The sequence below is a fragment of the Shewanella sp. 1180_01 genome (assembly GCF_052850535.1).
This window is the reverse complement of record NZ_VXCT01000038.1, coordinates 24,693-48,173: the sequence shown is the minus strand read 5'-3', so window position 1 is coordinate 48,173 and position 23,481 is coordinate 24,693. Positions and strand designations below refer to the sequence as shown.

15 protein-coding genes and 1 pseudogene are annotated in these 23,481 nt (G+C 47.2%); 9 read left to right on the top strand and 7 right to left on the bottom strand.

Annotated features, from left to right (window positions below; genetic code table 11):
* Together FW758_RS17345 and metK are read right to left on the bottom strand one after the other, a co-directional pair.
* Positions 1-302 (bottom strand): annotated as a pseudogene (locus tag FW758_RS17345) (DUF2971 domain-containing protein); the annotation flags it as partial.
* An 864-nt stretch (positions 303-1,166) separates the two neighbouring features.
* Positions 1,167-2,318 (bottom strand): methionine adenosyltransferase, encoded by a 1,152-nt coding sequence (metK, locus tag FW758_RS17340; RefSeq protein ID WP_446446042.1) that lies wholly within the window; start codon positions 2,316-2,318, stop codon positions 1,167-1,169.
* A 400-nt stretch (positions 2,319-2,718) separates the two neighbouring features.
* Here metK and tkt point away from each other — a divergent pair, with 400 nt between their 5' ends.
* The 9 genes from tkt (at position 2,719) to FW758_RS17295 (ending at position 14,093) form a co-directional block, all read left to right on the top strand.
* Entirely contained in the window at positions 2,719-4,713 is a 1,995-nt protein-coding gene (gene tkt / locus FW758_RS17335) for a transketolase (RefSeq protein ID WP_446446041.1), read from the top strand.
* Between the two features lie 116 nt (positions 4,714-4,829).
* A complete protein-coding gene (epd, locus tag FW758_RS17330) occupies positions 4,830-5,846 on the top strand; it encodes an erythrose-4-phosphate dehydrogenase (RefSeq protein ID WP_446446040.1) in 1,017 nt (338 codons plus the stop codon).
* A gap of 137 nt (positions 5,847-5,983) precedes the next feature.
* Positions 5,984-7,159: a phosphoglycerate kinase gene (locus tag FW758_RS17325; protein WP_006080336.1), complete on the top strand. Its 1,176-nt coding sequence runs from the start codon at positions 5,984-5,986 to the stop codon at positions 7,157-7,159.
* 251 nt (positions 7,160-7,410) lie between these two features.
* Positions 7,411-8,478, top strand: coding sequence for a class II fructose-bisphosphate aldolase (fba, locus tag FW758_RS17320; protein WP_006084020.1), 1,068 nt, complete (start codon positions 7,411-7,413; stop codon positions 8,476-8,478).
* Positions 8,479-8,683: 205 nt separating this feature from the next.
* Positions 8,684-9,421: a DUF481 domain-containing protein gene (locus tag FW758_RS17315; RefSeq protein WP_012090103.1), complete on the top strand. Its 738-nt coding sequence runs from the start codon at positions 8,684-8,686 to the stop codon at positions 9,419-9,421.
* A 242-nt stretch (positions 9,422-9,663) separates the two neighbouring features.
* Complete coding sequence (gene nhaD, locus FW758_RS17310; RefSeq protein WP_006080339.1) at positions 9,664-11,133, top strand: sodium:proton antiporter NhaD; 1,470 nt, start codon at positions 9,664-9,666, stop codon at positions 11,131-11,133.
* A gap of 166 nt (positions 11,134-11,299) precedes the next feature.
* Positions 11,300-12,049, top strand: a complete 750-nt coding sequence (locus FW758_RS17305) for a winged helix-turn-helix domain-containing protein (protein ID WP_446446039.1) — start codon at positions 11,300-11,302, stop codon at positions 12,047-12,049.
* Positions 12,042-12,596, top strand: a complete 555-nt coding sequence (locus tag FW758_RS17300; RefSeq protein ID WP_446446038.1) for a hypothetical protein — start codon at positions 12,042-12,044, stop codon at positions 12,594-12,596. Before FW758_RS17305 ends, FW758_RS17300 begins: the two co-directional genes overlap by 8 nt.
* Before the next feature lie 93 nt (positions 12,597-12,689).
* On the top strand, positions 12,690-14,093 hold the full coding sequence (locus tag FW758_RS17295) for a hypothetical protein (RefSeq protein WP_012090100.1): 1,404 nt from the start codon (positions 12,690-12,692) through the stop codon (positions 14,091-14,093).
* Here FW758_RS17295 and FW758_RS17290 read toward each other — a convergent pair.
* From FW758_RS17290 to srmB, 5 genes are all read right to left on the bottom strand, one after another.
* A complete protein-coding gene (locus tag FW758_RS17290) occupies positions 14,074-16,311 on the bottom strand; it encodes a PAS domain-containing protein (RefSeq protein ID WP_446446037.1) in 2,238 nt (745 codons plus the stop codon). The genes FW758_RS17295 and FW758_RS17290 overlap by 20 nt on opposite strands.
* A 191-nt stretch (positions 16,312-16,502) precedes the next feature.
* A complete protein-coding gene (locus FW758_RS17285) occupies positions 16,503-17,210 on the bottom strand; it encodes a TatD family nuclease-associated radical SAM protein (protein WP_446446036.1) in 708 nt (235 codons plus the stop codon).
* Positions 17,211-17,451: 241 nt separating this feature from the next.
* Complete coding sequence (locus FW758_RS17280) at positions 17,452-20,643, bottom strand: efflux RND transporter permease subunit (protein WP_446446035.1); 3,192 nt, start codon at positions 20,641-20,643, stop codon at positions 17,452-17,454.
* Complete coding sequence (locus FW758_RS17275) at positions 20,643-21,854, bottom strand: efflux RND transporter periplasmic adaptor subunit (RefSeq protein ID WP_446446034.1); 1,212 nt, start codon at positions 21,852-21,854, stop codon at positions 20,643-20,645. The genes FW758_RS17280 and FW758_RS17275 overlap by 1 nt, the downstream gene beginning before the upstream one ends.
* A gap of 363 nt (positions 21,855-22,217) precedes the next feature.
* Complete coding sequence (srmB, locus tag FW758_RS17270; protein WP_006080348.1) at positions 22,218-23,477, bottom strand: ATP-dependent RNA helicase SrmB; 1,260 nt, start codon at positions 23,475-23,477, stop codon at positions 22,218-22,220.
* Between the last annotated feature and the right edge of the window lie 4 nt (positions 23,478-23,481).

Below are 23,481 nucleotides of genomic sequence, written 5' to 3'. Positions count from 1 at the left end.
CCTATAGGGTCTAAAAGGCCTCGGTGAAAGTCACCATTAATAATTGATTTCTCGACATTTTTTAACAACTGCGGTTTCTTTTGTATTCTTTCCGCGGGACTGTAATTCAGTTTATCGCCTACAGCTTTAATTAAGTCTTTTCTAGACTTATAGTATTCAAGAGAATCTTCCACATCATAAGAAACCGTACAGTCAAAAGGGTCATTGAACTCGCTAAAGTGACTGTATTTTAATGTTCCATTATTTATTAATGCCTTGGCACCATCATCATAGGCTAAATATTTGTAGAGGTTTAATTTCATCGGAACCACATAAAAACTTATTGAATAGCAGCTCAATAAACTGCTGCCTAAAATTTGACTTACAGCGACTATGCCACGCTAATTAATTGAAATAAAGCGATAAAGTTAACATTACTTTCAAAATAGTTGAATAAGTTGCGCACTAAACTAAACAGGTTGATGTAGAGGTTTTTGCAACCTTTTACCAGTCATAATAAATTCAATGATTTATCTAAAAAGTAGCCGTTTATAGAGCATAAAAACCTCGATTTTGTTCACTTTCTTTACGGATTACCAGCGTGAAATTATATCTGAATATGATCTAGTACTTTAAAGTCAGATCAGACTGCCCAAGACATTAGAAAATATATGGCACTATTGGGTGTTATCCAGTGCATCAGTTTCTCTAGCTAACGAATAAAGGGGCAATAGCTTTTTTAGTTGAACGAACAGCGATAGGGTTAGTAAGGATTGGCATTGTTGCAACAGTGACCGTTGGCGGCATGGATGCCGTCGTCGAGCCTATAGGGATATATTTACGGCGAGTCACTGGGGAAATAATGACAATTCATGCTGCATAACTGACGATAAAGTTATCTTGCTTTGGGGTAATAGCTTTTTAGCTGAACGAACAGCTAGAGGGTTGGTGAGGATTGGCATTGTTGCACCTGTGACCTTCTAAAACAGGATGTTTTAGTTGAGCCCTCAGGGACGCTTTTTGTTAAACAAATGAGGTGGCGAGTCACAGGGGAAACAATGACAATAAATGCTGCACAACTGAAGATACCATTATCTTGCTTTGGGGAACCAAATTGCAGGCATAAAAAAACCGCTGGGTAGCGGTTTTTATGCTCTGCAATCTTAACGGGTTTTAATCTAAACCGATTATAGACCCGCGTCAGCGCGCAGTGCTTCAGCTTTGTCTGTTGCTTCCCAAGGGAATTCGTTACGACCAAAGTGACCATAAGCGGCTGTCGCTTGATAAATCGGACGTGCTAAATCTAGCATGGCCGTTAAACCGTATGGACGCAGTTCGAAGTGTTGACGTACTAACTTGATCAGCAAATCTTCAGACACTTTACCCGTACCGAAGGTTTCGATGCTGATAGAAGTCGGTTCTGCCACACCAATAGCGTAAGACACTTGGATTTCACAGCGTTCAGCAAGACCTGCTGCCACTATGTTTTTTGCCACATAACGGGCAGCGTATGCCGCGCTACGGTCAACTTTTGATGGATCTTTACCAGAGAATGCGCCACCACCATGACGGGCCATGCCGCCGTAGGTGTCAACGATGATCTTACGACCGGTTAAGCCGCAATCGCCTACTGGGCCACCGATAACAAAACGGCCAGTTGGGTTGATAAAGAACTTAGTGTCTTTGTTTAGCCATTGAGCCGGTAATACTGGCTTGATGATGGTTTCCATCACGCCTTCAATTAAGTCGGCTTGTGAAACGTCATCTCTGTGCTGAGTCGACAATACGACGGCATCGATACCGACAATTTTGCCATCATCATAGGCAAACGTGACTTGGCTTTTCGCATCTGGGCGTAACCAAGGCAGGGTGCCGTTTTTACGCACTTCAGACTGACGCTTCACTAATGCGTGGGCATAAGTGATAGGCGCTGGCATGAGGACGTCGGTTTCGTTGTTGGCATAGCCAAACATTAACCCTTGGTCGCCTGCACCTTGCTCAGCAGGGTCAGCACGGTCTACACCTTGATTGATATCAGGTGATTGCTTACCAATGGCGTTTAATACCGCACACGAGTCTGCATCAAAACCCATATCTGAGTGGGTATAACCAATTTCACGCACCGTTTTACGGGTGATTTCTTCGATATCAACCCAAGCAGAAGTCGTGACTTCGCCACCGACTAATACCATGCCAGTTTTGACATAAGTTTCACACGCCACGCGTGCTTTTGGATCTTGAGCCAGAATTGCATCTAGCACAGCATCAGAAATCTGATCTGCAATCTTATCGGGATGACCTTCTGAGACCGACTCAGAAGTAAACAAGTGCTTTGCCATAGTAGGAAAATCTCGTCGTTAGCATTCAAACGTGTAGAAGCATCTACATCTAGACGGCTATTTTAGTTTAAATCCGATTGCCGATCACCCCCAGTGAGAAAAAATCCTCTCAGATTGTGACCTGAAAACGACTATGCTCAGTCTTAAAATGGTTATTTTACTTATATTTCATGCCATTAGGTTTACTCTTTTTTTGAGAAATTTATTTCACTATTACAAGTGATCCTTGCGAGGCCCACTCAAGTAAGCGCCAGTAAAGTGACTAGCTTGTTTCTACGAGTTTACGATTCGGCCATCTTTTGCTGAGTGAATGATAATTTTAGTTTGCGTCACACTGGCATGTAGGGGAAAATATGCGTCCAAATTGCCCGCTAGACCCCACAAACAAGCAGGAGAGAGCATGTCTTCCCGTAAAGTACTCGCAAACGCAATCCGTGCGTTAAGTATGGATGCAGTTCAAAAAGCAAATTCAGGCCATCCCGGCGCCCCAATGGGTATGGCAGATATTGCTGAAGTGCTGTGGAATGATTTCCTTAAGCACAACCCGACCAATCCTAAATGGGTAGATAGAGACCGTTTCGTCCTTTCTAATGGTCACGGTTCAATGCTGATCTACTCTTTACTTCACCTGACAGGTTATGAATTACCAATCGAAGAGCTGAAACAGTTCCGTCAATTGCATTCAAAAACCCCGGGTCACCCAGAATACGGTTACACCCCAGGTGTTGAAACCACAACGGGTCCACTCGGCGCGGGCATCAGCAATGCAGTCGGTATGGCGATTGCTGAAAAAACCTTAGCGGCACAGTTTAACCGTGATGGTCACGATATCGTTGATCACTACACTTACTGCTTCGTCGGCGACGGCTGTTTGATGGAAGGTATTTCCCACGAAGCCTGTTCATTAGCCGGTACTTTAGGTCTAGGCAAACTGGTCGCATTTTGGGATGACAACGGTATTTCTATCGATGGCCATGTTGAAGGCTGGTTCACCGATGATACGCCAAAGCGTTTTGAAGCTTACGGCTGGCATGTGATTGCCGGTGTTGACGGTCACGATAGCGCGGCAATCCGTGCTGCTATCGAAGCGGCGAAAGCGGTTACCGATAAACCAACCATGATTTGCTGCAAAACCATTATCGGTTTTGGTTCACCCAACAAATCTGGCAGCCACGATTGCCACGGCGCGCCATTAGGCGATGCGGAAATCGCAGCAGCCCGTGAATTCCTTGGCTGGCCACATGCACCATTTGAAATCCCTGCTGACGTTTATGCCGGTTGGGATGCCAAAGAAGCCGGTGCTGCCCGTGAAGCGGCATGGAACGAGAAGTTTGCGGCTTATAGCGCAGCTCACCCAGAACTGGCTGCTGAATATGAGCGCCGCGTACTTAAAGGTGAATTACCTGCTGATTTCGAAGAGAAAGCGCAGGCATTCGTGCAAGCATCACAGGACAAAGCCGAAGGTATTGCGAGCCGTAAAGCCTCACAAAATGCCATCGGTGCTTTCGGTGCTATGTTACCTGAACTGTTAGGCGGCTCTGCTGACTTAGCGGGTTCTAACTTGACTTTGTGGTCTGGTTCTAAAGGTATTCAAGACGATCCTGCCGGTAACTACATTTACTACGGTGTGCGTGAATTCGGCATGAGCGGCATTATGAACGGTGCTTCGCTGCATGGTGGTTTCATCAACTACGGGGCAACTTTCATGATGTTCATGGAATACGCCCGTAACGCAGTTCGTATGTCGGCGCTGATGGGCATTCAAAACATCTTCGTTTATACCCATGACTCTATCGGTCAAGGTGAAGATGGCCCAACGCATCAACCAGTTGAGCAATTAGCTAACCTACGTATGACGCCAAATATGGCTGTATGGCGTCCATGTGATGCGGCAGAAACGGCAGTTTCTTGGAAAGCTGCGATTGAACGTCGCAATGCGCCAACGTCACTGATTTTCAGCCGTCAAAACCTCAAAGCCCAAGCGCGTACCGCTGAGCAATTAGCCAACGTGGCTAAAGGTGCTTATGTACTGCAAGACTGTGCGGGTACACCAGAGCTGATCCTGATCGCAACCGGTAGCGAAGTACAATTGGCAATGGATGCCGCCGCTGCACTGACTGAGCAAGGTAAACAAGTTCGCGTAGTTTCTATGCCATCGACAACTGAGTTCGATAAGCAAGATGCAGCGTATAAAGAATCGGTATTACCACGCGCAGTGACTAAACGTGTGGCTATCGAAGCGGCGCATACCGATTTCTGGTACAAGTACGTTGGTTTTGAAGGCACTGTTGTTGGCATGACCACTTTTGGTGAGTCAGCGCCGGGTAACGTGCTATTGAATCACTTCGGTTTCACCGTTGAAAATGTGCTGAATGCTGCAAAATCATTGGGCTAATCGCTCAAGGGATTAGATTCAATACAAAAGGTTAAACTTTTTAAGTGTTAATCTGTATAATGCGGCCTGCAATCTTTTGCAGGCCGTTTTTGTATTTAGAGGAAATTGAGACCTCAATGATCCGAGTCGCTATCAATGGTTATGGCCGTATCGGCCGCTCTATTCTTCGTGCTTTGTACGAGTCTGGAAAACGGCAGCAAATGCAGATTGTCGCGATTAATGAATTAGCTAAACCTGAAGCCATTATTCATCTGACCCAGTACGACACCACCCACGGTCGGTTTGCTCACAAAGTGAAACTCGTCGATGATCACATGCTGATTGGCGACGATGCGATAAAAATTCTCCACGAGCCCGATCCCACAAAACTCCCTTGGCATGAAATGGACATAGACATTGTCTATGAGGCCACAGGTGTATTACTCGATCGTCAAAGCTGCGAAGCCCATATTCATGCTGGCGCTAAGCAAGTGCTGATAAGCCATCCATCCTCAGCCGATGTCGATGGCACGATTGTCTATGGTGTGAATCACGATTTACTCCGCGCTGAACACATAGTGGTTTCCAACGCTTCTTGTACAACTAACTGTATCGTGCCTGTGATCGACGTACTCGATCGCCATTTCGGCGTTAAAAGCGGTGCCATTACCACTATCCATTCGGCGATGAACGATCAGCAAGTGATTGATGCTTATCATGATGACTTACGTCGTACCCGCGCCGCTGGCCAATCGATTATCCCTGTAGACACTAAGCTTGCACGTGGTATTGAGCGGATTTTGCCGCACATGAAAGATAAGTTTGAAGCGATTTCGGTGCGCGTGCCCACCATCAACGTGACGGCGATCGATTTGTCTGTGACGCTTGAGAAAACCGTCGATATTGCCACTGTGAACCAGGTGCTGGAATCGGCCGCCAATGGGCGATTTAACGGCATTTTGGGTTATACTGATGAGCCCTTGGTTTCATGTGATTTCAACCATGATCCGCGCTCCAGTATTGTTGACGGTACCCAGACCCGTGTCAGCGCCGGTCAGTTGGTGAAGCTGTTGTTGTGGTGCGATAACGAGTGGGGTTTTGCCAATCGTATGTTAGATACGAGTTTGGCGATGATCGCAGCCAAGCGAGGCTGATAAAAAGTAGATTATTCACCGGTGGGTCACTCAGTTATATGCCAATTCGACGGGATGTCGAGCGCCTAGCGGCAGTAAACTGATACCGGCCATGTGTGAAACCAGTTTGTTTTTTGATTATAAAAGGAAGCGTTACTATGGCAATTATCAATATGTCAGATTTGGATCTACAAGGTAAGCGCGTGCTTATTCGTGAAGATCTCAATGTGCCTGTTAGCAACGGCGTCGTCACCAGTGATGCACGTCTGCGCGCCTCTCTACCAACTATCGAGTTGGCCCTTGCTAAAGGCGCCGCTGTGATGGTGATGTCGCACTTAGGTCGCCCGACCGAAGGTGAATACAATCCCGAATATTCTATGCAACCTGTGGTCGACTACTTGGCTAAAGCCTTGTCGTGTCCTGTGCGTTTAGCGACGGATTATTTAGACGGCGTCGACGTTGCCGTCGGTGAAGTTGTGGTATTCGAAAACGTGCGTTTCAACGTAGGCGAAGGCAAGAACAACGAAGCGCTGTCGCAAAAAATGGCCGCGCTGTGTGATGTCTATGTTATGGACGCTTTTGGTACTGCACATCGCGCCCAAGCATCGACCCACGGCGTTGGCATGTTTGCCCCCATAGCCTGTGCCGGTCCATTACTGGCGCAAGAATTAGATGCCTTAGGCAAGGCATTAGATAATCCAGCGCGTCCTATGGTGGCGATTGTTGGTGGCTCTAAAGTATCAACTAAGCTGACCGTGCTAGAAAGCCTTTCAGGTATCGTTGATCAGCTAGTGGTTGGCGGCGGTATTGCCAATACTTTCATCGCGGCGGCGGGTTACAATGTCGGTAAATCACTGTATGAAGCGGATTTGATCGACGAAGCTAAACGTTTAGTGGCCAATGCTAAGAGCCGTGGCGCCGATATTCCTGTGCCGACAGATGTAGTCGTGGCAGGCGAGTTTAGCCCAACGGCTGCGGCAACCTTAAAATCAGTTAGTGAAGTCGCTGATGGCGAAATGATTTTTGATATTGGCCCAGATAGCGCTGAAGCACTGGCTAAAATCATCGAATCTGCAGGCACTATCGTGTGGAACGGCCCTGTGGGCGTGTTCGAATTCGACCAATTTGGTGAAGGTACTAAACGTATCGCCCAAGCGATTGCCGATTCAAAAGCCTTCTCTATCGCAGGCGGTGGTGACACTTTGGCTGCGGTTGATAAGTACGGTATTGCCGATAAAGTGTCTTACATTTCGACTGGCGGCGGCGCTTTCCTCGAGTTCCTCGAAGGTAAAGAATTACCGGCTGTGGCTATGTTAGAAAAGCGCGGCGCTTAATTATTAAGTTTTAAAATACGCGGCGCATAAGACGCCGCGATAAGCTCTGATATCATCAAAGCTTGATAATAAATAAAAGAATTATAAAAAAACCGCCCGTGTTTATTTTAGATATTTTTTCAGGTACTTATTTTAGGTGCTTGTTTAAGGTATCTATCTGAATTCGGGTATAAAAATCCATCCAAACGATAGTGACCTCGGTGACCAAGCGTTGCAGAATGTGACAGTCACCCTATTATTGGAGTTAAAAAATGGCGTTAATTTCCCTACGACAACTACTCGACCACGCGGCAGAACATGGATACGGTGTGCCTGCGTTCAACGTTAACAACTTAGAGCAGATGCGTGCCATCATGCAGGCCGCTGAAGCAACAGACAGCCCTGTTATTGTGCAAGCTTCTGCTGGTGCGCGTAAATATGCTCGCCCACAGTTCTTAAAATATCTGATGGCAGCGGCCCTTGAGCAGTACCCAGATATTCCTGTGTGTATTCACCAAGACCACGGTACCGATCCTGATATCTGTCAGCGTTCTATCCAATTAGGCATGTCATCAGTGATGATGGATGGCTCTTTGATGGCTGATGGCAAAACCCCTGCATCTTATGACTACAACGTCGATGTCACCCGTCGCACAGTGGCATTTGCCCATGCGTGTGGTGTGTCAGTTGAAGGCGAAATCGGCTGTTTAGGCAGTTTAGAAACTGGCCAAGCAGGCGAAGAAGACGGTATTGGTGCAGTGGGTACATTAAGCATGGATCAAATGTTGACTACTCCTGATGAAGCGGCGCGTTTCGTTGCCGATACTCATGTTGATGCATTAGCCATCGCTATCGGTACTAGCCACGGTGCTTACAAGTTCAGCCGTAAACCTACGGGCGATGTACTGCGTATCGACCGCATCAAAGAAATCCATGCGCGTATTCCTAATACTCACTTAGTGATGCACGGTTCATCTTCAGTGCCACAAGAATGGTTACAGATCATCAACCAATACGGTGGTCAGATCCCAGAAACCTACGGCGTGCCATTAGAAGAAATCGTTGAAGGTATCAAGCACGGTGTGCGTAAGGTGAATATCGATACTGACTTACGTTTAGCATCAACAGGTGCGGTACGTAAGTTCTTAGCGGAACACCCAAGTGAATTTGACCCACGTAAATTCTTGAAAGCGTCAATGGAAGCCATGGCAGACATCTGTACTGTTCGCTACGAAGCTTTCGGTTGTGCTGGTCAAGCATCTAAGATTAAACCATTGTCTTTACAAGCAATGTACAAAGCGTACCAGTCTGGTGCCTTAGATCCTAAGATCAACATGTAAGCGTTATCGTTAAGACAAAAACCCGCTGATGCGGGTTTTTTTATGGATGAAATAGCGGTCGTTTTCATTTTTTAAGCGCAAATGTTAATATTGCGCGGATTTTCAGGGGAAAAAACTAACCCATATTAATATGTGCTTATTCAGCTTCGCTTGGACGAACAGATATTTATAGGGATTGGATTTAACGGAACAGGAACGATTAAACATGAAAAAAGTACTGACCGCAGCACTATTAATGACTGCACCTTTTATGGCGACAGCAGGGGCCGATTTTGTAAAAGGCGACAAGACATTCGCTGGTGAAGCTGAGTTAGGTGCCACCTTAACCACAGGTAACACTGAAACCTCATCATTTAAGGGACGTTTAAATCTTAAGCATGAGCTTGGCGATTGGGAAAATCAGTACTTACTAGAAGGTTTATACAAAGAAGATACCGGTTCTGTCACCGCGAAACGCTATTTAGCAGGCGCACAGGGTAACTACAAGATGACAGACCGTAGCTACCTATTTGCGAATGCCAGTTATGAAGTCGACCCGTTTACCGGTTATGACTACACCCTATCTGGCGCAGCGGGTTATGGTCATAGACTGTATGACACCAGCAAGACCTTTTTAGATGTTGAAGTTGGTCCCGGTTATATCTATCAACGTCTCGATACTGAGCAAGCGCTTATCGAAGGTTATGACACCAACGACAGCGTTGTTGCCCACGGTGTGATCAACTTTGAAACTGAAATCACTGAGACCTCTAAATTCCAACAGCGTTTCGTTGCCGATTACGGTGACAAGTTAGATGCCCGTTCTGAAACCTCATTAACGGCAAATATTATCGGTGCATTGGCGATGAAGTTTGCCATTATTGTGCGTTACAACAGCGAGCCGCTTGATGATAAGAAAAGCACAGATACCGAAACCAATATGACCTTGTTATATGCTTTCTAATGCTGTGACACTGATTTAAAACAAAAAAGCACCTTCGAGGTGCTTTTTTATTGGCTGTTTTTGGACTAAGTTGAATATACATTAAGCTTTTCTTTATTAGTAACATCTGTAGTTATACAAAAATTAATGTTTTAAATGCCTTTGGTTATAGGGTAATGCATAGAAAGTTGCGTTTTATCAACATTTGCTATGCCGAAGCTATGGTAATTTTCGACTAATTTCCTACGTAGAGATGAACTTTAATGAAATTACAGCGGTTGTTTAAAGGCAGTGGAATGGCGTTGTGGAGTCTATTCTGCGTTGCAATATTGAGCGGATTCTCACCTGCAGCATGGGCTATGACAGAAGGGGCAGATCGGCTTAATTTAACCGCCGCGAGCGTGGGTTATGTCGCCGTCTGTGTGTTTGTGCTGGCTTACGTATTGGTGATGGCTGAGGAGACATTACATTTACGCAAGTCGAAACCTGTGCTCGTTGCGGCAGGGATCATCTGGGGCATGATAGGTTTTGTCTATATGCAAAACGGCATGTCCGAAGTGTCGGAAGCGGCATTCAAGCAAAACTTGCTCGAATACGCCGAGCTACTGCTCTTCTTGCTGGTGGCGATGACGTATATCAATGCCATGGAAGAACGTAATCTGTTCGATGCGATCCGCGGCTGGCTGGTGGGTCGTGGTTTTAGCCTGCGAACCGTGTTTTGGTTAACGGGCTTTATGGCGTTTTTCATCTCGCCAGTAGCCGATAACTTAACCACTGCTTTACTGATGTGCGCTGTGGTGATGAAGGTTGGGGCAGGGCAACGCAAGTTTATTACCCTTGCCTGTATCAACATTGTCGTTGCCGCCAACGCGGGTGGCGCGTTTAGCCCCTTTGGTGACATCACGACCTTAATGGTATGGCAAAAGGGCCTAGTGCACTTTGGCGATTTCTTTAATCTGTTTATTCCCGCCCTCGTTAACTTTGCCTTACCCGCCGCTATTATGAGTGTGTTCATCCCACATTTTGTGCCTGAGCCTGAAAAAGAGCATGTGTACACTAAGCCCGGAGCTAAACGCATTGTAGGGCTGTTTTTACTCACTATTGCTACGGCTGTGTGTGCCCATTCCTTCTTAGGTATGCCGCCAGTACTGGGCATGATGACGGGGTTAGGCTTCCTGCAATTCTTTGGATTTTACCTGCGTAAAACCTTCAATCGTTCCGTTGCCCGCGAACGTGAAAAGGCGGAATTAAGACAAGACAAATTACGCCTGCAGCAACTTGGTAGTGTGGTGCCATTTGATGTGTTCAGCCGCATTTCCCGTGCCGAGTGGGATACTTTGCTGTTCTTTTATGGCGTGGTGTTATGTGTCGGCGGCCTAGGTTTTATGGGATATTTGAGCTTAGTGTCTGAGGCCATGTACTCGCACTGGGATGTCACCTATGCCAACGTTGCCGTGGGTTTACTCTCGTCTGTGATTGATAATATTCCTGTGATGTTTGCGGTATTGACCATGAATCCCGATATGGCTTTGGGACAGTGGTTATTGGTTACCCTGACAGCGGGTGTGGGCGGCAGTTTGCTCTCGATTGGCAGTGCGGCAGGAGTTGCCCTGATGGGGCAAGCGCGCGGCATTTATACCTTTGGGGCACATCTGCGGTGGACGCCTGTGATAGCTTTAGGTTATGTGGCGAGTATTTTAGTGCACATGTGGTTAAACGCCGCAATGTTCTAACACTGCGTTAGCTTGATTGTCGTTTATCGAGACATGCCGTTTATCGAGACAGGCTTGCGGCTTGTCTCACGAAAATTAACTATTTGCTGGCTTGGGTTAGCAAGATCACATTAATCATTGGTTGGCTTGCATAGACTTAACTCCGTGTTTTTATGGAGTTGAGTTAATGTGTATGCAATTGGGAGGCTGCAGGTTTGATCGAGAACGAGGCATGCTGATTGAGTTGTCTCGCGATGAATCTTGGCATCTTTCTCGGGCCGAGTTACAAGTGCTCACGTTATTGCTTGAACACCAAGGTCAGTTAGTTTCAAAGCACATGCTAAAAACGGGGGATAGACAAGGTCCGCCATTAACCGATGCCTCTGTGTCCCGCGCCATATCCACGCTCCGCTCCTTTCTTGGCCCTCAGCACGAGGGCTTGATCGAAACCGTTAAAGGCCAAGGTTATTTGTTGCGGCCATCAAACGGCAGCGAATATCGAGGCGTCAATTACCTCAGACTACACACTGTGCCTTTGTGGAGTGCCTTAGTGTTATTCGGGGTGATGTTGGCGTTTTCGGTGTTTTATCTGAAACATACAGATCACAGCAAGCCGACCCAAGCCTTGATGACGTCGATACTGTCGTTAGCCTCTGGTCAGCAAGTGCGCTTGAACTTATATGCCGACTCCAGTGCGAGTAACACCTTACTGTTCGAAATGGGCGAGCGCTTAAGCGCGGGCCTCATTGCCTGTGGCAAGAGCGATTGGGCGGATGTTTATGCGTCTTTATCCCATGACAAACAGGTGCTTAATATGACGTTTCGCGGTGAAAAATTCGACCAGTCAGTGCTCCGCAATATTAGCATCAGCGATTTTTCTCGCCCCAAAGCATTCATCGACTCTGCCTGGCTGCGCGAGGTGGATATCTGTGGCTAAATGGCTCAAGTGGACCATTAACATTGTTATTTTGTCGGCCTTGATTGCGGCTTGCGGGGTGGTTTATAAACAGTCGGCAACGAGCCGGACCATGATGTTGAGTTGCAGTTCAGAACTGTTTGATCGCCACTCGAGTGCGAATCCCAGTATCAGTGCCAGTGCTGGCAGTGACAATAAATTTTACCTGCTTGTGGACGTATTGATTGCCGCCGATAAAGTGCAAATCAACTACCGTTACTTTAATTTTGATGGCACCAGTGCGGGCCATATTTCGATGCGTGGCAAGGTCGACAGCATTGAGGCCAATAGCATGACCTATAGGGTGGCGGTGGAGACGAAAACTGAATCGGAAATGGAAAAGCAAAAAAATTGGCCAGAACATATGAAATATCTATCTAACATCAGCAGTTTACCGTTTCGCGATTCTGGGGTGAATAATTTCAGTATTGAAGTGTTAGATATGGATGACACTAAGGATTATGCCGTGGTGTTATTCCAACCCAGCAATACGATTTGTGGATGCCGAATCGTAAATAGTCGAATTTAATCAGTGAATTTGAGTTTATTTCAGTTAAGATTAGTGCTCATTGATTTATGTCTACTGCGATGAGTCTCTGTGAGGGCTCATGAAAAGGGTGTTGTGTCTAAGATACGTGTAAAGCAAGAAGAATCCCTGTCGATTAAGTTCAGCCACCAGATGGAAAAGGGCGATAATCGTCAGCTCGATCTCTATTTCTTTTTACCAAAGGAAATGGGCATAGGCTCGCACACGCTCAATGAAGAAGAGTACTACTACAGCGCGATTGTCGGTCGTCGTTCTTACTATTCAGAAGGCTTGCACTTACCTTTGGTACAGGGTCGCTTTGCTAGTTTAAATCGCCGCACCGTTGAAGAATTCAGATTGTACTTGAATCTGTTCGCCTATCAGTTTGCCGTTGCAGTCGAAAACGACGTTAAAGAACTCAATCAAATCACAGATGTAACCCATTTCTATTTTGCCCTCGACGAATTACGCGAACAAGTTGGCCAGTTGCTGAAAAAGTTTCGCCGTAACGAACCGGGCGATCCTAAATGGAAATCCTACTTCGAAAATGCCGACAACTACCTGTCTTGGTTCTGCGAGCAGCAGTTACTAAAAGTGCTCGCCCATGCTACAAGAACCAGTGATTTCAACGATATCCAAGAACGGGTGCTAACACTGTGTCGCAATGAGTGCGCCTATCGGGATGAGCATAACTACAACTCGGCGCAAACTAAGCAAGATCCTAACCGCATCTCAAACAAGATGTTGTTGTTACGACGTTTAATCCAACAAGGTGTGGTACTCAAAGAAGAGTTAAAGCCCTTAGGGATTGGCCTTAAAAAGTTCACGACGGGACTGGCGACGGCGTTAGTGATGTTGGTGGTGTCGGCGTTGATTATTCAAGCGCAGGGCGCCTTCAGCGGCTTTACCATTGCCTTAGTGCTGACCTTGGCGGTGATTTACGGCTTCAGGGAAATCTTTAAGGATGACGTGCGTAATGCCATGTGGCGTTTTATTCAGCGGGGCAGGCCACGCTGGAGCCGGATTTTGCGCGATACCACCAGTCAGGCAGTGATTGCTAAGCAGTTAGTATGGCTTGAGTTTATGCGCCAGCAAGATCTGCCCGATAAAGTCAGCGAAATTTTAAAGCACAGGCATAGCCAAAATAAGGTCGATGCGGAAATCCTGCACTATAAAATTGCCACTAAGGTGAATCAGAGTGAGTTCCAAGCGGGATACTCCACCATTCAAGAGCAAGTGAACTTTAGCTTAGTGCCCTTTGCCCGCTACTTAGAGCGGGGTAAGGCGAAGATTTATAAGGAAGTTGAAGGTAAAATCAGCCACGAATCGGTTGAGCGACGCTATCAAGTTAACTTGATTTTAGTGTTGCGCGATGGCCGCGAAGCCCCGCAGTATATTCGCTACAAAATCACCATGAACCGCTCGACGATTATTGAAATTACCCAGAGCCAATTGCCCGATTCGGTCAACATGCCCGAATCTACGATTGATGACGAGTAAAGGCCTGACCGATATTTTGATCGTTATTCTGTTTCGCCCGTTTTAGGGCGACTTCGGCCTTATTCAGATACTGCTCAAGTGTCTGGCCTTCTTGATAACCCGCAATCCCGATACTGATCCCTTCACCTAAGCCATTGCCATTGAGCTTTTCCATCATATTGAGGGCAAAGTTGTGCGCATGGGTCGCATCTGTGTCAGGTAACATCACAATCAGTTTCCCGAGTTGCCAATGCAAAATCTGATAATTGGCAGGAATTTCAAGCAGTAATTGAACTTCGACTTCCTGCTGGCGGTTTGCCAGCTGGTCGATGTCACTCATGTGGCTCAGCAAACCTTCAGGGTTGATATCCATTAGCAGTAAGCTTGAACTCAGGCGGCTTGGCGGTGGTAGCGAGTTAAAGTAACGCTCTAAATCAACTAAGCTCAGCAGAATAGTGCTGCGATGAGGCACAAGGCTGCGTTTCTCTGTGCCTCGGCCGCGTTCGGCGGCTTGCTCTAAGGTACAGACGATATAATCAATCTCACCATCGGCGGCCACATGGCCCTTTAAGGTGGCTTGTAAACAATTGGAGTGCGCCTGTTTAGGTGAGCACAGAATTTGCCCCTGCCACTGACCTTGCATGGCGATTTGAGCACTAATTCTTTGCCATTGATTACCTAAATCGTTGGCGAGCAGCGAGGCTAAATCTTGATTTAAATCGCCATTGAGTTGCATTAGCGCATCAAATACGGGGTTGATTTTAATCAATTTACCATTGGCATCTGTCAGCGCTGTTGCGACTGTGCTATCGCATAAAAGCTCACTGAGAAATGCTTGTTCTTTACTGCTGACTAATTCACTGATGTCTTCAAGGGTGATCAATAGATGCGGTGACCCTCGGCTCGCCCTTGGCGCTTGGCGGATATGCACCCGCAGCGTTGGGCCATTGATACTTTCTAGGCTGATTTCACCAGACCATTGACCCGTTTTATGCACTTGCTCCATCAGCTCGGCATAGGTTCTGTCATCGAGGCATAAGGTGCGTTGTAGGCTGCGGTCTGTGAGTTCATCGAGTGGCACTAAGGTCGCTTCTGCCGCCTTGGTGTTGGCGCTGATCACTCTGGCGTTTTCGTTGACCATCATAAAGCCGATATCACTGTTAAATAAGCCATTGGCGACATCGATACTGTATTGGCGTGAACGCTGTTGTAAGCGATACATGTGGCTGAGCAGCACAACCCAAGCGGCGAGTACGGTTAAGATCAGCGATGCCACTATGACAATGTTTTGCCACTGGGAAAAACGTGCGGCTATGTCGGAGTTACGCACATAGGAGAGTAAAAAGTATTCTCTGCGGGTTTCTGGCTGGGCGGTAAGCTCGATCTTAAGGTAAACAAAGGTGGCTTCTTCACCGTGGAATTGACCAAAATTACTCATGGACATATCACGCCACAGAGCGGGGTAACTTTGTCTTAAACTTGCCCCTAAGGTTTCCGGCATATTGCTTAACGGGGCGAGATCGCTCGCGCCAGCATAGAGTAATCCCTGCGTGTCGAGCACTAACATAGGCGACTTATTGCTCGAAAAAGCCGGCTTTATGGCTTCGAGCATTTGCACCATAGAGTTGTATGTCACTAGATAACCCATAGAACTTTGATCGGGCTTTTCGAGCCAAGCCATTTGATACATATAGGGTTCTAGCATGCCTTCAATCGGAACAAACTCCAGTGGTGAGGTGTAAACCTCTTTACCGCCCATATTACGACTCGCGCCAAGCAAGGTCGGCGGTAAGGCATCTTTACTGAAATTAGAAGGGGTAGAGAACTTATAATTGCCTTGGGGATCGTACAGCGCAATGCCGAGCAGTTCAGGAATATGCTTCACCAGATCTAGCCAGGCTTCCTGTAATTTGAGTTGCTGCTTGGCGGTAGGATTGCTCAAGTACTGCTTTAGCAGCTCACCATTGGCAAAAATTTGGGTGCGAAATTGCTGGAAAGACACTTTATCTGTGATCAGTGTGCCTATGGTCTGCAGTTCACTGTATCTCTGCGTCGCCCATTCTTCCTGTAGACGTCGCTCACCCAAGGTAATGATTAAATTGGTTAAAATGATCATGCCAATCACCAGCATAGAGAGCTGGCTTGCAACGGCTAATAAGCGTTGATGCGACCAATGGATCCCTTGAGTTAAAGAGAGCAGCGGCGCTAGGGGATACGTGCTTGGGTTATTCTTCAGCATGAACCGATTATGAGTGGGTGATCTGTTAATTTCGCTATGTTAACACGAAAGAATTGTTACGACAGTGCCAAGTTACTAAGCAAGATTTCCTTAGTAAAAGTTAAGACAGATTTACATCTCTACTCATTCGCTCAATGGCGAGTTATTGCGGCTCAGTGCTTCAGTCGATTTTGGCCGTATTGGAATGGCGTTTAGCCTAAAGCGCCTAATACACGATGCTTAAATTCACAGCCGTAGGACTCCACTTGTTCACGGCAAATATCAATATCGACGCCCGCTAATCCTTCGATGGCAGAGACTTGTACCGTTTCAATATAGTGTGGTGCCAAGGCGATAAAGGCATGCACGGCGGCGTAGGAACCGGCGAGTTTTGGGCGGCAGTGTTCAATATAGGCGGCTTCATTATCCGCATTGAGTGAAATCGATAAGCTATCAATGCAGTCAGCAAGTTCAGGCAGAATATTGCGCCTATGGACCAGATTGCCTAAACCATCGGTATTAATCCGTACTCGTCCGCCCCTGCGTTTGATCTCTTTTGCCACAGTGAGTAGCGTTGGAAGATTTAAAGTTGGCTCGCCATAACCGCAAAACACGTATTCTTCAAAGTCTTTAACATCGCCAAGCAGGGGGATAATTTCATCGGGCTTAGGTTGGTGGCACAGGGCAAGTTGGTATTCGTGGATTTGTTTACTGCCATTATGTTTCGGGCAGAAAGCGCAGCGCAGAGTGCAGCGACCAGTGATATTGAGGTAACGACTGCGGCGAATATCATAGACTAGCGTTTCGGTCGCACAGGTTTCATTTGTGCAAACTTCATCTGTAATGTGACCGTTCGCTAGGGTTTCAGTGGTGACAACGTGCGGGTTATCAAGGTGTTGCTTATGCAGATGCTCAGACATAATGATGGCTTCATTCTAACGATAACTGACGACTTGAGCACAGTGTAGCGAAAGCCCGATGGCATAACTGTCAGCTAGATCGCAACTTGAAAGCTCAAACTCACTCGCACCTTAGTGAACATGACTACGGTGCTGGGGTGGAATTGAATGAACACAGGCAATAAAAAAGAGAGCCTAAGCTCTCTTTTTAAGGATAAGACATTGATTAACTGTCTGTCGCTAACTGTCTGTTGTTAACAGCCTATAGATAGTCTTTCTTATAGTCAGTCGTGACAGCTTGCTCAAAATCCGGATGCTTAACGTCCTCATCATTGGTTTTTTTAGGCTGCCACCACCAGTTGAAGAAGCGGCTGCTAGAGCGGCTAACATCGTCGAGTATGATGTACAGCAGCGGCACTAAGATCAGCGTTACTACGGTCGAGAACAGGATACCGAAGGCGAGGGACGTCGCCATAGGGATCACAATTTGCGCCTGCAAACTGCGCTCGAGAATAATAGGCACTAAGCCGACAAAGGTAGTGAGTGACGTTAAGATGATCGCCCTAAAGCGATAACAGCCCGAATCCACTGCCGCCTGTCTAACCGATTGGCCTTGTTCCCGCGCACGGTTAACAAAGTCGACCAAAATCAAAGAGTCGTTTACCACCACACCCGCGAGTGCCACTATGCCGCAGAGACTTAATACGCTCATCGCGAGTCCCTGAATCAAGTGGCCGAACAGGGCGCCGATAATCCCGAAGGGGATCACCGACATGATGATCAACGGCTGGCTGTAGGATTTTAGTGGGATTGCCATCAGGGCATAAATGGTAAACAGCGCAAAGAAGAAGCCTTGCATCAAACCGACCATAGCATTCTGTTCATCTAAACTGCCGCCATCCAGCGCGGTTTGGATTTTAGGATACTTGGCCTGTAATTGTGGCAGGTAATCTTTTTGGATTTCCTGTACCACTTTTGAAGGTTCAACTATGTTTTTGTTGGCATTCGCCGTGATGGTGATCGCCCGCTTACCGTCAACACGGGTAATTGAGGCGTAGGATTCGCCTTTCTCAATTTGTGCCACGGTCGAGAAAGGAACCGAGGTGCCCGTTGGCGTGCGGATCAGCATGTTTTCCAGATAACCCACAGTGCGGCGCTGCTCTAATGGATAGCGCACCATTACCTTGATCTCTTCTTTATTACGCAAAATACGTTGGGCTTCATAACCATAGAAACCGTAACGCACTTGGCGGGCTAAATCGGAAAGGGTCAGGCCAAGGGCTTCAGCCTCTGGACGTATCTTCAGGCGAATTTCATGGCTACCCGAGGAGAAGTTGTCGGCAATATCGTACACGCCTTCGTAGCTGGCGAGTTTTTGCTTCAACTCTTTAGAGGCTGCGGATAGTTCATCGAGATCGCTTGAGGTCAACCTGAAGGAAATATCGCCACCGGCATCATTGGTGCTCGCGTTAAAGCTGAGTTTTTTGACCGATAAAAGCTCGGGCAATTGTTCACGCCACGCGGCAGCAATCGTCACACCGTCGACTTCGCGGTCTTCGCCTTTCGTCAGTTCGGCAAAAATAAAGGCAGAGGTGCGGGAGCTCATATTGACAAAGCTGTGCTTCACCACTTGATAGCCGTTATCTTTCTCCATTTTGTCGTTCATCTTGTACAGGGCTTCTTCTATGCTCTGCACCACTTTCAAAGTGTTCTCTTCCGAGCTACCTTCGTCCATCTCAAGCTGAACTTGAATGAAGTCCGAGGGAATATCAGGGAAGAATACCCAACGCACTTTGCCACTGGCGACTAAGGCAATGGAGAGGATCAACACACCGATAAAGGCCGCGACCACGTTGTATCTTTGCTTGATACAGCGCTCGAGGAAGTTGCGATAACTGTGGTGAATAAAGTGCTGCACTCTGTCGTTAAAGTTGGCTTTGAGGCGACCAAAGAATCCCCTTGGCGCACCGGGCTTTTTAAACTTCATGTGCGCTAAATGCGCTGGCAGGATGAACTTAGATTCGACCAGCGAGAAGGCCAAACAGAGGATGACCACCATACCGATGGATTTCCAGATAATCCCCATAGGGCCAGAAACCATTAACATGGGAATAAAGGCCGCAATCGTGGTTAATACCCCGAATGTCGCGGGCATCGCCACCTTTTGTGCGCCGCGGATCACGTTTTCAACCGAATGACCGTGGCGTTCGACTTCTGTGTAGGCGCTTTCGCCGATGACAATCGCATCGTCCACCACTATCCCGAGCACTAAGATAAAGGCGAACAGGGTCAACATGTTGATCGTCATCGAGAAAGGTTCGAGCGGCATGATCAGCATAGTGCCGAGGAAACACACCGGCAGACCCATCATGACCCAAAACGCCAACTTAAGATCGAGGAACATAGCTAGGATGATAAACACCAACAAGGCACCGTAAAACATGTTCGACATCATCATGTTTAAGCGGCCCTTGAGGTAGTGAGTCATATCACCCCAAGTATCGAGTTGCGCGTTGGCAGGAAGTGTCGCGCGGCGATCCTCGACGTATTGTTTCACTTGAGCGGCAATGTCTAAGGCATTTTGATCATCAACACTGGTGACTTCGATAATCGCGGCCGGTTTACCGTTAAAGCGGGTGTATTCCAACCGTTCTTCAAAGTCATCTTTGATAGTCGCCACTTGCGGCAACATCACGCGGCTACCGTCGGGGCGAGTGGTGACGACGATATTCGCAAAGTCATCACCCGTGTAGGCTTGGCCTTTGGTGCGCAGCAGGATGTCGCCATCTTGGGCGCGAATCGAACCGCCGGGTAAGTCAAAAGAAGAGTTTTGTACCGCTAACGCGACCTGTGTAAATGTTAGGCCGTATTCGCGTAGCTTATCTTCTGATACTTCGATGGCGATTTCATAATCGCGCACCCCAGTCACCTTGGCACGGGTCACGGCTGGCAGTTGGGTTAAATCGTCACGCACCGACTTAGCCAACTCCTTCATATCGTGCAGTGTCATATCGCCATAGACAGACACCCAAATGACGTTATTTTCAGGTTTAATCTGATAGATATTGGGTTTTTCGATGTTCACTGGGAAGGTCGAAATCGCATCCAATCGCAGTTTGGCTTCATCGAGCACGGTTTGCACTTCGTAACCGTCTTCGACTTCAACCGTAATCGAGCCTACCCCTTCGCTAGCCACTGACGTGACCTTCTTGATACCGTTGATATCTTGGATGGCTTCTTCAATCTTGATGTTGATGCCTTCTTCGATTTCCTGTGGCGCCGCGCCTGGATAGGCGACGGAAATATTCAGTAAATTGAGTTCAAAAGAAGGAAAAACCTCTTTATTGATCAAGACAGTGCTAAACAAGCCGCCGACGAGTAATGCCCACATTAACAGGTTCGCGGCCACACTGTTGCGGGCGAACCAGGCTAAGATCCCTTTTTGAGTGTCCATTATTTCACTCCAGTGGCCGCAAGACTCGACTCAGGCGAGTCTTCTTTTGGCGTCTCAGTCGGCAATGCAGCTTCACCTAAGACCTTGACCAGTTGACCGTTTGCCATGCTGTTGAAGTGAGTGGTGGCGACGCGCTCGCCCGTTTTTAGACTGTCCTTGATATACACATTGTCGAGATCGCTACGAACGATATTCACATGGCGCATTTCAACAATATTTTTGTCGTTAACTAAGGCGACGTGATCGTTACGAACCACATGGCGGGGCAGTTTAACTATGCCATCGACGGTGCGACCTTTGATGACCGCATTGACGAAGCTGCCATATTTAAGCGGTAAGCTGCCAGCAACTTTATTGGCGCGCAGGTAAGGGTCTTTGATTTCAGCGACTAAATACACCATGCGATTTTCAGCATCGATCACGCCTTCGCTGCGGATAATATTGCCATCCCAAGTATTTTCTTTACCCGCCAAAGAGGCGCTCAGCGTCACTTGAGTATCGGGATTATCAACCGATTCTAAATAGGCTAGATCGTCATTGGAAATCGGTAAGCGGATTTCAGCAACACTAGTGTCGTAGAGTTCTCCTAGATTTGTACCTAAGCTAACATACTGACCTAAATCGACATTGCGCGCTTTGATTATGCCATCGAACGGCGCGCGGATAACCGTGCGCTCAAGGTTACGTTGGGCACGCGCCAGTGCTGCTTGCGCATATTTAACGTTGGCTTGCTCTTTTTTAAGCTGTGGAATACGCAGACCTAACTCTGGGGGTAAGCCCTTGTCGTAGCCTTTGAATTCGATTTTAGCGACTTCACCGCGGGCAATTTCTTCGTTCAGTGCAGCGGTGGCTTGGGCCAGTGTCGCTTCGGCTTGCATTAAATCAGCCTCGTAATCTGAGGGCTCTATTTGCGCGAGTTGTTCGCCTTTCTTGACTATGCCGCCCGCCACAAAATTAGGGGAAATGGTCAGCATTCTGCCCTGAACTTCGGTTACCAGTTGGGTTTTATATTTTGGATTAACCACTCCGTAGGAAGGTAAGTTTAGCGATACCGTTTGCTGAGTCACTTGCGTCACATCAACGATAGGAATGGGCATCTCTTCAGGTTTTTGTTCTGGCGCTTCCTTGGTTTGCATTAATATTTTTGCGCCTAAACCAAATAGCAGCAAAATTAATAAAGGAGATGTTCTCCTCAGTAGGGTCTTCATCATATTATTGTTACATCCATGCTAATCGCGTAATGGGGTTAAAGTAGCAGAGTCGGCCGCGCCAATAAATTTATTTTTGTAAATTAAATGTGTCTAAAAGTGATGGTTTGACACATGTGCTCACTAGGTACCGATTTTTTGGCGAAAATTAGAGCAGGTAAATGATGAAAGGTTCACTTAGGTGATTGGAATATATTGAAATAAGAATGAATACGTTTGTGAGCTTGTAGATCTAAATGGGCCGTATTTCATGCTCTATATTTTGTGATTAGCTTTTACTCGCCAGTTGATTTATTGCATTGAGTTAAATTTAGGTAATAAAAAAGCCGCATATAGCGGCTTTAGTTAGATTATTTTAAGCAGAGGTTACTTCTTCTTGCGGGCGATTTTACTCGCTTTCTTTGCCGCTTCTTTCTTGCTGGTTTTCTTCGCTGCTTCTTTCGCTTTCACTTTGGCTTTTTTCTTACCCGGTGTCCGCGCTTCTTTGTTCTTTGGACGCAGCTCTTCGATCACGCGACGTTTCAACGGTTGCTCGATATAACGCTCGATTTTACCGACGATACGCATGTCGTGGGCTTCGGCCAACGAAATCGCAGTGCCTTTGGCGCCAGCGCGGCCAGTACGACCGATACGGTGAATATAGGTATCGGCAGAGCGTGGCATGTCGAAGTTGATCACATGGGTGATATCGTCGATATCGATACCGCGTGCAGCCACATCGGTTGCCAGCAAGACGTTCACTTCACCTTTGGTAAAACGGCTCAAGGCTTGGAAACGTTTTTTCTGTTCCATATCGCCACGCATGAAAGCGCAGGCAATACCGACTTTAAGTAACTGGCCTTCTAAGCTAGAAACGATGTCGCGGGTTTTTACGAACACGATAGTTCGTTTAACATCTTCTTGGCGCAGCAGATGACATAGCAGGGCAAATTTATGCTCTTTATCATCGGCTAAGTGGATCCATTGGTGGATCTTGGCTTTTTCGCTGCGAGGTGCTTCAACATCGATTTCAATCGGGTCGTTTAACACTTCACGGGCAAAACGTTGTACACCGCCGCCTTCTAAGGTGGCAGAGAACAGCATGTTCTGTTTGCGGCCTTGGGCTTCGATAGCAATCGCTTGCACTACAGAAGAGAAGCCCATGTCTAGCATGCGGTCGGCTTCGTCGATAATTAAGATATCGACTTCTTGGGCGTTGAAATTGCCTTTGTCTAAATATTCCATCAGGCGGCCAGGGGTCGCGACCAGAATATCGACGTTGCCTGCTAAGGCTTCTTCTTGTGGTCCGTAAGGCACACCACCAGTCACGATCGCTATGTCTAAACCTTGGCCTGTGGCTAAGTGACACGCATAACGGTGGATTTGGCTGGCTAACTCACGGGTTGGTGTGAGGATCAGGATACGTGCTTGCCCTGCGAAACGGCGGGGGAAGTCGATTAAATGTTGCAGCGATGGCAGTAAAAAGCTCGCTGTTTTACCTGTTCCTGTCGGGGCGCGCGCGAGAATATCTCTTTGCTCTAGGGCATAAGGGATAGTTTCTTGCTGAATAGTGGTGGGTGAATGATGCCCCATGGCATTAAGCGACTCTAATAAGCTAGGGTCAAGCTGGAAATCTTCAAATTGCATGCGC